We start from the raw sequence: 12,423 nt of genomic DNA on the forward strand, positions 1-12,423 counted from the left end.
GAGAGGTGCGCCTGTGAAGTGTAATTTTTATACCCATGCTGCTGCTGCTTCCCAACCTAAACCCCTCCGTATAATTGCTACTTCGTCTCCGGTCATATCCAAAATAGTAGATACTTCATAAGTAGGTTCTTCGCCAGTGTCTACAATTATGTCTACCAACTTATCCAAACGATCAAATAGCTCTACCCGCGACTGAACAGTTTCTGGATCTATCCGAATCATGCCATTATCTGCTTCATCTGGTGGCAGATGTGCTGAAGTTGAAATAATCGGATTGCCCAACGCTGCCAGCAGTTCCAAACACACAGTATGGTTTGGTACTCTAATTCCAGTACTTTTCCGCTTAGGGCTTTGCACCAATCGCGGTACTAATTTAGTCGCTGGGAGCAAAAACGTGTATGGCCCTGGAATCAGGCGTTTCATAATTCGATAGGCTGTGTCACTTACGAAGGCATAAGTTGCCACATTTGAAAGCGAGGGACATAAAAATGTCAGTGGTTTATCATTTGCTAGCTGTTTAATTTGCCGCACTCGTTCTACCGCCGACTTGGCATTCAAATCACAACCGATCGCATAGACTGTATCAGTAGGGTAAAGCATGACTGCGCCACTAGAAAGCGCCGACTTTATTTCCTCTATTCGGCGAACTTGAGGATTATCCGGATGAACTGGGAAAATTTTTGCCATAGGACGGGGAGTAGGGAGTGGGGAGTGGGGGCAGAGGGGGCAGAGGAGGCAGGGGAGGCGGGGGGAGATAAGGGAGCAGGGGAAGCAGAGGAGAATAATTAATAACCAATGCCCAATGACTAATGACTAATGACTAATGACTAATGACTAATGATTAATTTATTATGAATAAAATTGCTTATCTTCAATGTCCGACAGGAATTTCTGGTGATATGTGCCTGGGTGCTTTGGTGAGTTTGGGTGTTCCTGTGGAGTATTTAATTGAAAAACTCAATGGATTGGGTATTGAACAGGAATATCAGTTAAGGGCGGAATTTGTTCAACGGAATGGTCAGCAAGCGACTAAAGTCCATGTGGATTTAGTACATGATCGCCACCACCACCATCACCACGACCACGAACACAGTCACCACCACACACGCCACCTGCCAGAAATAGAGCGGATGATTCTCAAAGCTCAGTTGCCATCACGGGCAGAAGCTTGGAGTTTGGCGGTATTCCGACAGCTAGCAATCGCAGAAGGGGCGGTGCATGGCATTTCTCCTGAAAAAGTTCATTTTCATGAGGTGGGTGCTGTAGATGCGATCATAGATATTGTGGGCACTTGTCTGGGCTTAGATTGGTTGGGCATTGAGAGCAATAAGGAAGGATTGCCATTACTTTATTGCTCGGCGTTCCCGACTGGTGGCGGCACTGTTCGGGCTGCACATGGTCAGATGGCAGTACCAGTACCAGCAGTATTAAAGCTGTGGGAAATGCGGGGTTGTCCAGTTTATAGCAATGGAATTGACAGAGAACTGGTGACACCAACAGGAGCTGCGATCGCTACTACTTTGGCAAGAGATTTTGGTTCACCACCTGCGATCGCTATCAAGCAGATAGGATTGGGAGCAGGAACCATAAATTTACCCATTCCCAATATTTTACGTCTTTGGGTGGGTGAAAGCGCAAGTTTACAGTCAAATTTCAGTGATTCTGAAGCTAATAGCTCAAATTTGGAAACCATCTCGGTACTAGAAACCCAAATTGATGATTTAAATCCACAAGCGATCGGCTATGCGTTTGAGGCGTTGTTTGCGGCTGGTGCGCTGGATGTTTTTACCCAAGCGATCGGTATGAAAAAGTCGCGTCCGGGAATTTTGCTAACTGTGATTTGTCATCCAGAAAATTTACTCAGTTGTGAAGCGGTTGTATTCCGCGAAACTACAACTTTAGGCATTCGGCGAACAACTCAGCAACGTGCCATTTTACAACGGGAAATTCAACAAGTGGAAACGGAATATGGCAAAGTGCGTGTCAAGATAGCATGGAAAGGGCGATCACCAGAAAAAGTTATTGCAAATGTGCAGCCAGAATATGAAGATTGTGCAGAGTTAGCCCGAAAACATAATATTCCCTGGCGCGAAATTCAACGGTTGGCGCTACAGTGTTGGAATTTAGCCAATGGCTGATACAAATTTCTTTCCTCGTTGGAGACTGGGAATGCTATTCTAAAGCTTTGTCATGACCCACATTTTGTAATAGTTAAAGTATCGCGCTCAACCGATATCCCGCCCAGAACTTAAGTTCAGCGGCTCATAGCTAAAGTCCACTCAAGTGGACTGAAATTTTCCTTTACATCAAAACTTACGCACACTCTATCAGAGGATGCGCGTCGGCAAAAGCCGACGCACCAGAAGGCGGTTCGATAAATTGCTTTTTTCAGGGCTGCAAAGTCAGGAGGGATCGAATCCTATAAAGACTTGTTCCTTCTGCCCGACGCTCGCGGACTCGCTAACGCTGCGCTATCTGCCTCCAGCATAGCTGCCTTCTGCAAAGCTTAATAGTCATTGTCAGCCACACAAATGCCTTTACATTTAATACCGTTTGTAGCGGTGCGCTGACAATGAGGACATAGAATTTTTTCGTTTTCTGTTTCTTGATTTGTCTTTAAACTAGTGCTTTCCTGTAGTTTTTCTTTTTTGATGTCGATTTCTAGAGTCATAGTTAAAAGCGGTTTAATTACTTAGAACTTTTATCAAATATTGTGTCAATGTAAACGCATCTACACCCAATTCAGTACGCTCTTGGGCGGCTATTATACCCGCTTGCGAATGCCACCATGCAGCAGTTGCCACAATATCTTCTACGGGAATCTGCTTAGTTGCTGCTTGCGCCAACAATCCACCTAGTAGCCCAGTTAATACGTCGCCGCTACCGCCACGCGCTAAGGCGGGTGTGCTTTCAGGAACTATCCAAACAGCACCTTGAGGGTTTGCGATCGCAGTTCTCGCCCCTTTCAACAATACTATCGCCTTACTTTGTGCCGCCGCTTCCCGTACTGCTTGTACCCTGTCATGTTTAGCATCGGGGACATCAGGAAACAATCGTTGAAATTCGCCAGTGTGGGGTGTGAGTACGGTTACAGCAAGACGTTTTTTTAATGTGGGGATCGCTCCCATTTGTGCCAAGATATTTAAACCATCGGCATCGAGAATTAGAGGGCGTTCGCTGTTGATCACTTCTTGCACAATTGGAGTGGCATCTCGTGTTAAACCGGGGCCACAAGCGATCGCATTAAAGGAACTCAAATCGGTTTTTTCTGGTAATTGTAACTGAGCGATCGCTCCAGTTTCCGTCTCTGGACAACCGACGATTAGCGCTTCTGGCAAATGTGACACCAAAAGAGATTTCAGCGATTCAGGTACGGCAATGGAAAGCATACCCACACCACTAGCCCTAGCACCTAAACCAGTTAAAATTGCTCCACCTGCATAGCGCCGCGAACCACAAATTAACAATAAATGTCCTTCCTTATATTTGTGGGTGACTGGTGGACGAGGTAGGGGTAGAGTTGCAAGTGCCGTTGCTGGTGTAATACGTTTAATGCTGGGTGCATCTTTTAGAACAGCTTCCACATCAGCTAAAGGAATATCAAAATCGATTAACTCAGCTTTGCCGAGATATTCCAGCGCCTGATCTTGGAAGAAAGCTAGCTTCCATAAACCCAAGCAAAAAGTGTGAGTGGCACGAATGGCAGTTCCTAATACAACGCCAGTATCAGTGTGTAAACCTGAAGGTATATCAATACTATAAATCGGCACAGGCAATTCATTTAACTGATTAATTGCAGAGGCGATGGGATCAGTAAGGTTTCTTTCTAAACCAAACCCAAACAAGCCATCAATCAACAAATCAGAATCTGGCAGTTGCTCAATTGTTTGATAAATTGGAATGCCCAAACTCTGAGCATACTGCAAGTGCTGTGAAGTTAATTCTTTAAGCTTAGAGAAAGGAGAATAAATCCAAACCTCATACCCGCGAAAGTATAATTCACGGGCTACTACTAAAGCATCTCCGCCATTATGACCCGGGCCGACAAGAATTCCAACACGAGATCCCCCCGCCTGCGGCGATCCCCTTAAGAACGTTGTGTTTGAAAAGATGTAGCCCTGCTTTATAAGAGGGGTTGGGGGAATCTCTTGAATGCGACGGGCAATTAATCCCGCCACCTTTTCCATCAAAGCAACTACAGGCATTCCTGCTGCAAAGATCCGATCTTCAATATCGCGCATCTGCACAGCAGTCACTACCACTTGTGAAATTTTTTCTTGTCTGTTCTGCATCAGTCTTGAATTCTATTAGTGGATAGCTATGGTTGAGCCAGTGCTGAGTTATTAGTTTCAGTTCCACTGAAACTTTAGCAGATTTAAAAACCTTTTATAACCTAATAAATTCATCCTTTATAATCTAATAAATTGAGGTTATTTATGTCTTATGGTCTATGTCAATATGTGTATTGAACATTTCTGAACAAATTGATAATGTTTAGGCAAGTTAGCAAATATGTTGTCACAAGTCGGCAAATATGCTGTCATAAAAGTGCCTTGATGTGGTTAGTTATCATTTGCGAATATCAAGATTATCAACTTTCAAGAAACGTTGGTAACAATCAGGAAAAAACTACTTTCTCTAATTTTGCTTAGACTTTTTCCTGTCGGTTTCGTGTTATCTCCAAATTTCACAGTGAACTGTTGAAAGACTCAGTAGCGATGCTCTTAATCTAGTAGATGAAAAAATTAGTAATAAAGCAGGTGTTTTGCCTTTCATTTTGAAATTTAGCGAGTCTCAAATAATGAACTGTTGAAAGACTTAGTAGCAACGCCCTGGAATGCTCAACCACAACGTTTTATTCACATACAAAGGTGTTTTACCATGTTTATAAACTTAAAGAACACTTTTAAAATTATTAGTGTTTTGTCTCCTGTGCTTTTAGCAACTTTTTTTATAAAACCTGATGTAGCATTAGCAGGTGGTTTTTCACAAACATGTAGTTTTATTTTTGGTTTTCCAGCTGACGGACGTTATCAAATGCGGGCAGATTGTGTCGATAAGAGGGGAAACCGCAAAAAAACTAGCATAGATATTTCAGATTATATTGCCAACTATAATGGAAATTTAGCATGGGCTTCTCTAGGTAAATTTAACGCATCTTGTGAACAAATCGAAATAAATGGTAATGAGCTAAAAGCTAAATGTAAAGATGCTACAGGAGCTTTGAAAGATACTTCTATTAATCTTGATGAAAAAATTAGTAATCAAGATGGTGTTTTGGCTGCTGATTTTTGAATATAACTATTCTATTTAGCTGTAATATCAAATCCGTTCGTATCGGAATTATTCCTCCGTCCTTTCTCAGCGTTCTGTGTTTTTCGGCGATTTTTTAATTACTCAGATGCTACCGGATTTGATATATATGTTTCTACTTCTCTCACCTACCTATTAAGGAAAAATTAAGACTTTTGTTGATTTTGCAGTATTAAAAAGTGAATAATTACTGTAATTGAGCTAAATAAGGATAAAATTTCTGAGAACAATAAATACAATAACCTTTTTTGAGCTATTTCACACACAGTAAACTGATCAAAAATTCAACTGCAATGTCCTACAATATTAAATCACGACGCTCTACTTACACAAAAATATGCTTCACTATGTTAAAAAACTTGAGTAAGAATTTTCCGGTAATCCCTGTTTGTTTTTTTACACTTTTAGCCATTTTTTTTATGCAACCTAACGTCGCAGTAGCAGGTGGATTTTCACGAACATGTAGTAGACCTACTTCTGACACAGTGAGAGGCCGTTTCATTATGCGTGCAACCTGTTTGACTCGTAACGGTGAGCAAAGACAACCTGAATTAGCTATTTCAGATTATATTGCCAACTATAATGGAAATTTAGCATGGGCTTCTCTAGGTAAATTTAACGCATCTTGTGAACAAATCGAAATAAATGGTAATGAGCTAAAAGCTAAATGTAAAGATGCTACAGGAGCTTTGAAAGATACTTCTATTAATCTTGATGAAAAAATTAGTAATCAAGATGGTGTTTTGGCTGCTGATTTTTGAATATAACTATTCTATTTAGCTGTAATATCAAATCCATTTGTATTGGAATTATTCCTCAGTTACTTTCAGTAGATCGAAAAGTTTTTCATAAAACTTATCAGCCCTTCATTTTAGCTTGGGAACACTATGCGCCGAAATCAGCTTCTAATCTACCTTTCAAGTATCTCTGTTCTGGATAGACTTAGGAGCGATCGCTTGCGGTCGTGATGAAAAGCCCCAATAACATCGTTTGAAACCCTTATGATTTCGTCAACTTTTAAAACTTTTCGGTCTACTGACAGTGACTTTTTATTTGTAAGCGTGATAACCAGCACCTTCAATGTTCTCATGGCTTGAAGCGTTTTATTAGTGACTCTTTACGGGATGTGGAAAAGGTTAGCACAATTCGCAATTAATGCCCACGGATGAATCCGGGGGCTTGAACCAAGCAAAGTTTAAAATTTATCTATCCATAAATGAATTTAGGGGCTTGTACCATCAAGGAATAATTGGTCATTTTCAGGTTTTCCCAAGAAATTACACATATCCCGGCTCAACACCATCACAGCCTACCATTTTTTAGCGATAGTGATGCTTCAGAATACTAAACCACAACGTTCTATTCACACAAAAAGGTATTTTATGCTGAGAAACATAAGTAAGAGTTTTAAAGTTATTAGTGTTATTTCTTTTATGCCTTTAGTTACTTTTTTTATACAACCAAATGTGGCTATAGCAGGTGGATTTTCAAAAACTTGCCACAATATTAAACTTAAACAATTTCATCCTGCGATTTTATCTGCAAGATGTGGCGATGGAAAAGGTGGGGAGAGAAACACTGAGCTAAATATTTCCAATTATATTGCTAATTATGATGGACGCCCAACATGGGCTACCCCACCAGGCAAATTTGATGAAAGTTGTATAAGTGCCTTACTCATATACGATCAGACGAATAAGTCTACTTATATGAATGTTAAATGTAAAGACACTGCTGGGAATATCGATCCCGATACTATTAATCTTGATGAAAAAATTAGTAATCAAGCAGGTGTTTTGGACTATGATGACTGAATATTGTGAATCTAAAATAATTGTTAAATAGGCTCATAATTTTTCAGGACTGGTTTTTTAATTGGTATAAGACTAGCTTGCAATGTCAATGAACCCGTCTAAAGACAAGTAGCTTCTCAAAATCAATCCACTGCCAGTCCCCACATTTTCATAAAATACTTGATTACACTACTTTTAATTCCAGGGCTATTTCATTCTAAAAAGTTGCTTAAGTGTGTCTAGTCCAAAAGAATAGAATCGTTGAGCTTGCGCCATATTATCAAACATTTGGTTTCGATATAAATTAATAGTAAATTTGTATTTGATAACCCGCAACTTGGGTTATTATTTTCGTAACCGTCCTGAGCATTTACATCAAATAAAAGCAAACAAACTTAACTTTTTGGTCAATTTTAATTCTTGAGGTAATGTCATGAAATTACTTAAATCATTCAAAATTATGAGTTTAGTAGTACAAATAATCAGTTTTGGTGTTTTTCTAATACCAGTAAAAGAAGCCCTGGCTGATGGTAACTTTAGTAACTCCTGCACAAATATAAGTTTAGAAGCAAGAGATTACTCAAATACAGCTATATTACGCGCCGATTGTAAAAGGAGAAATCAAAGTGTTAATAAAGCATCTATAAATTTAAATGATTATATTATAAATAACGATGGTCGTCTCGCATGGCAAAACAGAGGTGGTTTTCAGCAATCTTGTAAGAACAGTGTTGGAGTCACGACCATATACAGTTTTTGTAAAAAACGGGACGGAAATTTGAATCTTGGGTTTTTAAATTTAAACGAACGCATCGCCAATATTGATGGAGAGCTAAAGTATATACCGTAAACATTTGACGTTGCAGAATCAAAATAGAACCCTTCTGTATTTGCGCTATGTTCCACACCCAGAGGGTTTTTTTATTTTACGCTCGTGGACATAAACTGGAGTTTAAACTAGTCAGGAGTGCGAAACTGCCAAACAAATCAGATATAAAACTTTGTTAATAATCAATAATTACATATGCCAAGTATTGATTATTAACAAAGTTAATTTTAACTATTACCCCGCTATTTTTGATACTGTAGCATTTAATTATACTCAAGTTTAATAGATAGTAATAACTTCAAACAAAAAAGTGATAATTTATTTTACTTTTGAAAGTTTCTCGACTAATAATAGTTAGATTATGAGCAATAATTCCCCAGCCAACCCAACGACAAAATACTAATTCTCCTCTATATAAACAACGTTGTAAGCCAAAACATACTTTCAAAAAACTGATACGTCCTTTTACTTTATTATGCCAACGACGAGCTTTTTTAAAATTTCTTTTTCTTTCATGCTTGATTCGTTTTTTACTTCTATAACCACCCTTGGGTAAGATAACTTCTTTTACTCTTAATAATTGAGCATAATTTTCATTTATTTGAGAGTAAACACCTCTGTCTGTAGTTACGACTTTTGGCGATGAGCCAAAGTTTTCTAAATGTTGGTCAAGACTTGGAATTAATTGTTGAGTATCGTGAGGATTTCCTTTTAAAATTCGATAATTGCTTATTACGGCAAATACATTGATGCGATGAATGTAGGTGCGATGATAGAGCGATGGCTACGCCCGCCGTTGGCATTAGCGTTCGCGCAGCGTCTCGTAGAGAAGCGGTAGCGAGTCTTCGAGCATCAGCCTCTGCAAGAGTTGGCATCGCAGAATTTTTCGGTCTACTGAAGGTAATTAAGAGAATTGCTATACGTGTATTCATACATCTCATCAGCTGATATATCTTCTTAATGCTGACATAGCTGGAATCTTTGTGTTACAACTTGGCAGACAATTTAATCATGCGTTGGAGTGGGTGAATCAGATTTTGGGAATAATCCTCATAGTGTATGAAAGCATCGTTTTGGTTGGGCTTCACGCTATGAGAGCGCGATTTATAGTAAAAAACAAGATTTTTGGCTGTTTATTTATTGCATTTTGCTGTATTTTTTGGATTTTTTTGTCATTAATTCCAGTTTATGCAACCTCCACAGGTTCTATTGATAATTTGCGACAACAGCAGCAACAAACGAACCAGCAGCGTCAGAGTGTGGTTAACGATCGCGATCGCTTAACAAATCTCCAACAAGAGGCCCAAAAACACCTTACTGGTTTAAAACAAAATTTGCAAACTACAGATAGCTATATTCAAGAGAGCGAATTACGATTACAACTCGCCACCCAACGCCTCCAGCAGTTGGAAACTGATTTAGCTATAGCGCAACGTTCTTATGAGGAGCGACAAATAGCAACAGTAGCACGATTGCGTTATCTCCAGCGATCGCCTGCATCTGTTGGATGGGCAGTTTTGCTCGAAAGTGAAAATATCAGCGACTTTTTCAGCCGTCGTCATCAGTTGAAGTTATTGTATCAGGCAGACGAACAAATTTTAGTAAAACTCAACCAACAAGCAAAGCTGATAAATAAACAAAAAACGGACGTAGAACAGCAAAAAAACGAAATTGCCTTAATTCATGAGCAATTGTTAGCACAAAAATCCGATTATCAAAACCAGGCAAAGTCACAATCGGAATTGGTTCAACGTCTTAATAGCGATCGCCTAGCCTTGGAAGCGGCGCAAAACCAGCTAGAGAGGGAATCCAAAAATCTGGAAGTATTGATTCAACAAAAGGTAGCAGAAGCTAGAGCAACAGAGGAAGCGCAAGCAAAAACCAACAGCCGGACAAGTGTGATTATTCGAGGAACTGGTATAATGGCGTATCCTAGCGATGCTTCTACTAGTAGTCCCTTCGGCTGGCGGATGCACCCAATCCTTGGCTATCGTCGCTTTCATGCCGGGTTGGATTTTGCCGCTAGCTATGGTAGTAAAATTCGGGCAGCCGATTCAGGCAGAGTAATTTTTGCTGGGTGGTATGGTGGTTATGGCAGAGCAGTAATTATCGATCACGGCAATGGTATGACTACTCTGTACGGACATACCAGCGAGTTGTATGTTTCCGAAGGACAAGCAGTCGAACGCGGACAAGCGATCGCTGCTGTCGGTTCCACAGGTTTCTCAACTGGCCCCCATCTCCACTTTGAAGTCCGCCGCAATGGTACACCAGTAGATCCAGCTAATTATCTGTGAACCAAGTTTCTCTAAGCTGCAAATTTTATCATAGACGTGATATAGTTGGGGAGAGTAAGGGCGCGTGGCTCAGTGGATAGAGCAACAGATTCCGGTTCTGTGGGTCGGGGGTTCAAATCCCTCCGCGCTCGTTAAATTTAAAATTTACACAAAACTATACGCTGTAGGAGCAATTTATTATTGTTCTTACGGCGTGTTTGATTTTGCGTAAGTCCTACTGTGATTCCTGTGTGATTAGAGATCGTTTATCAACAATTAGCCGAGAAACTGCGAAAATAGGGATTCCTTTAAATAAGATAGAAGCGATACCGACGGGTTTGCTTCTCTACGAGACGCTTCGCGAACGCTAACGCAGGAGTTAAGTATAGTGCCGCGTGGAACAAGGAAAAACAGCAAAAAGCAAGCAGAGAAAAACGATTCTCTTGATTTACCACTTCTACAGTTAGCAAACCAAGCTGGCGATCGCTTGGATATTCCCGCAATGGAGCAATGGCTGTGGGATGCTGCTTGTAAGATACGCGGTGCGACGGATGCACCAAAATTCAAAGATTTTATTCTGCCGCTAATTTTCTACAAACGGCTGTCTGATGTCTTTGATGATGAGTATGAAAAGTGCGCCGAGAAATTTGGGGGTGGAGATTTAGCCCGTGCTTTCATTGAAGCGGATCATCAAGATGCAATTAAAAATAACCGTCAGCCGATTGTGCGTTACTATGTTCCCCACCAATACCGTTGGGAGGCGATTCGCTTTCATCCTAAAGATGGCTTAGGGGAGTTTGTGACAACGGCGATGCGGGAGGTGGCAAAGCGCAATCCTGGGTTATCGGGAACGCTGACGCTCAAAGATTATAACGAGAAGCAAAGCAATCAGCGCGTTTTAGATGATGACCGTTTAAAAGACTTGATTGAAGTTATCAGTCGGCATCGGTTGGGGTTAAAGAATACCAATGCCGATGTTTTAGGGGAAGCTTATGAGTATCTGCTACGGAAATTTGCCGAAGGATAAGGGCAAAGTGCGGGGGAGTTTCTCACACCATCAGAGGTGGGTTGGTTGATTGCAGAAATTATTGACCCTGAACCATACACGATAATTTATGATCCCACTTGTGGATCGGAAAGGTTGTTGACTAAGCCGCGTCTGGTGTTCAACCGCAAGCATCCAGGGGAAGAGAGTAAAGCGCCTCGATTATTTGGGCAAGAGTTGAACTGGACAACTTTCGCGTTGGCGTAGCCCGCCGCAGGCATCGCCAAAATGAATATGTTTTTGCAGGATTTTACTGATACACAAATTGAGATTGGTGATACATTCAGACAACCTAAATTTACGGTTGATAAGAAGGTGATGCGCTTTGACTATGTGGTTGCTAATCCGATGTGGAATCAGGACAACTACGGCGCAGATGCTTATGAAGAAGATTCTTTTGAAAGGTTCAAAGACGGAATTGCCTCCAAATCTTCCGCAGATTGGGGATGGGTGCAGCATATTTGGGCATCGCTGAAAGATAACGGACGGGCGGCGGTTGTTTTGGATACAGGGGCGGTGTCTCGCGGTTCCGGGAGTCAGAACAAAAATCAAGAAAGGGACATCCGCAAGAAGTTTGTAGAAAGGGACAGAGTTGAAGGAGTGATTTTGCTGCCTGAAAACCTGTTTTATAACACGACTGCGCCAAGAGTGGTAATTTTGTTAAATCGCCTGAAACCTCTGAATCGTAAGGGTGAGTTTTTGCTGATTAATGCTGCTGATTATTTTGTCAAAGGCGATCCGAAGAATATTTTGACGCAGGAAGGGATTAAGGCGGTTTGTGAGGTTTATCGCAATTGGGAAACGCGAGAGAAGCTGAGTAAGGTTATTAAGATAGAGGAATTGAGGGAAGCGGATTATAATCTTAGTCCATCGCAGTTTGTGGATGTTAGCGATAAAGTTGTGCATCGGGCGATCGCGGATATTTTGGCAGATTTGGCGGTAGCAAGACAAGACAGGGAATGGGCGGATAAAGATTTAGCTGAGGTGTTAGCAAAGTTGAATTTATAGGGTTTTTCATATAAGGCGATGCCTACGGTGGTCACTGAGCTTTGTCGAAGTGCTGGCTATGCCTACCCATTTGTTATTTCGGCGTACCCATTTGTTATTTCGGCGTACTCATTTGTTATTTCGGAGTACTCATTTGTTATTTCGGAGTACTCATTTGTT

11 protein-coding genes, 1 tRNA gene and 2 pseudogenes are annotated in these 12,423 nt (G+C 40.8%); 10 read left to right on the top strand and 4 right to left on the bottom strand.

Features of this window, described 5'->3' with window-relative positions:
• Positions 1-27: 27 nt before the first annotated feature.
• On the bottom strand, positions 28-687 hold the full coding sequence (locus tag RMY00_RS33885; protein ID WP_322651747.1) for an L-threonylcarbamoyladenylate synthase: 660 nt from the start codon (positions 685-687) through the stop codon (positions 28-30).
• Between the two features lie 164 nt (positions 688-851).
• Between RMY00_RS33885 and larC the strand changes: the two genes are divergently transcribed.
• Positions 852-2,138 carry a nickel pincer cofactor biosynthesis protein LarC gene (larC, locus tag RMY00_RS33890; protein ID WP_322651748.1) on the top strand — a complete coding sequence of 429 codons (1,287 nt, stop codon included), beginning with the start codon at positions 852-854 and terminating at the stop codon, positions 2,136-2,138.
• Between the two features lie 368 nt (positions 2,139-2,506).
• Here larC and RMY00_RS33895 read toward each other — a convergent pair whose 3' ends face one another.
• Positions 2,507-2,671: a hypothetical protein gene (locus RMY00_RS33895; RefSeq protein WP_322651749.1), complete on the bottom strand. Its 165-nt coding sequence runs from the start codon at positions 2,669-2,671 to the stop codon at positions 2,507-2,509.
• Between the two features lie 13 nt (positions 2,672-2,684).
• Positions 2,685-4,292: an NAD(P)H-hydrate dehydratase gene (locus RMY00_RS33900; RefSeq protein ID WP_322651750.1), complete on the bottom strand. Its 1,608-nt coding sequence runs from the start codon at positions 4,290-4,292 to the stop codon at positions 2,685-2,687.
• Between the two features lie 589 nt (positions 4,293-4,881).
• On the opposite strand from RMY00_RS33900, the gene RMY00_RS33905 reads away from it, so the two are divergent.
• The 4 genes from RMY00_RS33905 to RMY00_RS33920 all read left to right on the top strand — a co-directional run bounded on the left by RMY00_RS33905 (position 4,882) and on the right by RMY00_RS33920 (position 7,956).
• Positions 4,882-5,295 carry a CVNH domain-containing protein gene (locus RMY00_RS33905; RefSeq protein ID WP_322651751.1) on the top strand — a complete coding sequence of 138 codons (414 nt, stop codon included), beginning with the start codon at positions 4,882-4,884 and terminating at the stop codon, positions 5,293-5,295.
• A 365-nt stretch (positions 5,296-5,660) separates the two neighbouring features.
• Complete coding sequence (locus tag RMY00_RS33910; protein WP_322651752.1) at positions 5,661-6,074, top strand: CVNH domain-containing protein; 414 nt, start codon at positions 5,661-5,663, stop codon at positions 6,072-6,074.
• A gap of 621 nt (positions 6,075-6,695) precedes the next feature.
• A complete protein-coding gene (locus RMY00_RS33915) occupies positions 6,696-7,127 on the top strand; it encodes a CVNH domain-containing protein (protein ID WP_322651753.1) in 432 nt (143 codons plus the stop codon).
• A gap of 412 nt (positions 7,128-7,539) precedes the next feature.
• Entirely contained in the window at positions 7,540-7,956 is a 417-nt protein-coding gene (locus tag RMY00_RS33920; protein ID WP_322651754.1) for a CVNH domain-containing protein, read from the top strand.
• A 277-nt stretch (positions 7,957-8,233) separates the two neighbouring features.
• Here RMY00_RS33920 and RMY00_RS33925 read toward each other — a convergent pair.
• Positions 8,234-8,668, bottom strand: a pseudogene (locus RMY00_RS33925) (transposase); the annotation flags it as partial.
• 47 nt (positions 8,669-8,715) lie between these two features.
• Between RMY00_RS33925 and RMY00_RS33930 the strand changes: the two are divergent.
• The 5 genes and pseudogenes from RMY00_RS33930 to RMY00_RS33950 form a co-directional block, all read left to right on the top strand.
• Positions 8,716-8,883, top strand: coding sequence for a hypothetical protein (locus RMY00_RS33930; RefSeq protein WP_322651755.1), 168 nt, complete (start codon positions 8,716-8,718; stop codon positions 8,881-8,883).
• A 143-nt stretch (positions 8,884-9,026) separates the two neighbouring features.
• Positions 9,027-10,232, top strand: a complete 1,206-nt coding sequence (locus tag RMY00_RS33935) for a murein hydrolase activator EnvC family protein (RefSeq protein ID WP_322651758.1) — start codon at positions 9,027-9,029, stop codon at positions 10,230-10,232.
• A 58-nt stretch (positions 10,233-10,290) separates the two neighbouring features.
• Positions 10,291-10,363, top strand: a tRNA-Arg gene (locus tag RMY00_RS33940).
• 236 nt (positions 10,364-10,599) lie between these two features.
• Positions 10,600-11,238: a type I restriction-modification system subunit M N-terminal domain-containing protein gene (locus RMY00_RS33945; RefSeq protein WP_322651756.1), complete on the top strand. Its 639-nt coding sequence runs from the start codon at positions 10,600-10,602 to the stop codon at positions 11,236-11,238.
• Between the two features lie 12 nt (positions 11,239-11,250).
• Positions 11,251-12,264: pseudogene (locus RMY00_RS33950) on the top strand (N-6 DNA methylase); the annotation flags it as partial.
• Between the last annotated feature and the right edge of the window lie 159 nt (positions 12,265-12,423).

This window comes from Nostoc sp. ChiVER01 (genome assembly GCF_034531155.1).
GTDB lineage: Bacteria > Cyanobacteriota > Cyanobacteriia > Cyanobacteriales > Nostocaceae > Nostoc.

Excerpts from the sequence above, each read along its gene's own strand:
- RMY00_RS33885 (WP_322651747.1), bottom strand. The coding sequence starts at position 687 with ATGGCAAAAATTTTCCCAGTTCATCCGGATAATCCTCAAGTTCGCCGA.
- larC (WP_322651748.1), top strand. The coding sequence starts at position 852 with ATGAATAAAATTGCTTATCTTCAATGTCCGACAGGAATTTCTGGTGAT.
- RMY00_RS33895 (WP_322651749.1), bottom strand. The coding sequence starts at position 2,671 with ATGACTCTAGAAATCGACATCAAAAAAGAAAAACTACAGGAAAGCACT.
- RMY00_RS33900 (WP_322651750.1), bottom strand. The coding sequence starts at position 4,292 with ATGCAGAACAGACAAGAAAAAATTTCACAAGTGGTAGTGACTGCTGTG.
- RMY00_RS33905 (WP_322651751.1), top strand. The coding sequence starts at position 4,882 with ATGTTTATAAACTTAAAGAACACTTTTAAAATTATTAGTGTTTTGTCT.
- RMY00_RS33910 (WP_322651752.1), top strand. The coding sequence starts at position 5,661 with ATGTTAAAAAACTTGAGTAAGAATTTTCCGGTAATCCCTGTTTGTTTT.
- RMY00_RS33915 (WP_322651753.1), top strand. The coding sequence starts at position 6,696 with ATGCTGAGAAACATAAGTAAGAGTTTTAAAGTTATTAGTGTTATTTCT.
- RMY00_RS33920 (WP_322651754.1), top strand. The coding sequence starts at position 7,540 with ATGAAATTACTTAAATCATTCAAAATTATGAGTTTAGTAGTACAAATA.
- RMY00_RS33930 (WP_322651755.1), top strand. The coding sequence starts at position 8,716 with ATGGCTACGCCCGCCGTTGGCATTAGCGTTCGCGCAGCGTCTCGTAGA.
- RMY00_RS33935 (WP_322651758.1), top strand. The coding sequence starts at position 9,027 with ATGAGAGCGCGATTTATAGTAAAAAACAAGATTTTTGGCTGTTTATTT.